Source organism: Halorubrum sp. Atlit-8R (genome assembly GCF_003666025.1).
Taxonomy (GTDB): domain Archaea; phylum Halobacteriota; class Halobacteria; order Halobacteriales; family Haloferacaceae; genus Halorubrum; species Halorubrum salinarum.
Genome location: NZ_QPLV01000057.1, coordinates 1 through 459 on the forward strand (window position 1 = coordinate 1; position 459 = coordinate 459).

Annotated in this window: 1 protein-coding gene; it reads left to right on the plus strand. The window is 57.1% G+C overall.

What is annotated here, in order from left to right; translation table 11 throughout:
• Positions 1-109 precede the first annotated feature (109 nt).
• Positions 110-459 (plus strand): ABC transporter permease subunit (locus tag DVK05_RS16565; protein ID WP_233562251.1); only part of this gene is annotated, 350 nt, incomplete at its 3' end.

A 459-nucleotide genomic window follows, 5' to 3' on the forward strand; every position in this document is an offset into this window, starting at 1 on the left:
CTCTGAGGCTATCGCGGCACTCCGCGAAGAGATGGGCCTCACGGAACCACTCTATGTTCAGTACATCCGATGGATGGGTCGCATCTCACAAGGTGATCTTGGCACCTCCGTGTTGAGCGACCAGGCTGTCCTTCAGATGCTCATCGGTGTGGCAGAACCGACGCTGAGTATTGCTGGGCTCGGCATGTTGATCGCGCTGTTGATAGCTATCCCCGCCGGCATCACAAGCGCTGTCAAACAGTACCAGTGGGAAGACTACGTTGCGACGACGGTCTCGTTCGTCGGTATCAGCATGCCAGGATTCTGGATCGGCATCGTCCTGCTGATTGTATTCGCCGATCGGTTAGGTTTGGTTCCGGCGTTCGGCTACGTCTCGTTCCGGCAGGGGATCATCCCCTGGCTAAAACACATTATTCTGCCAGCACTGGCGGTCGGGCTCCCCTACGGTGGGATCTTGAT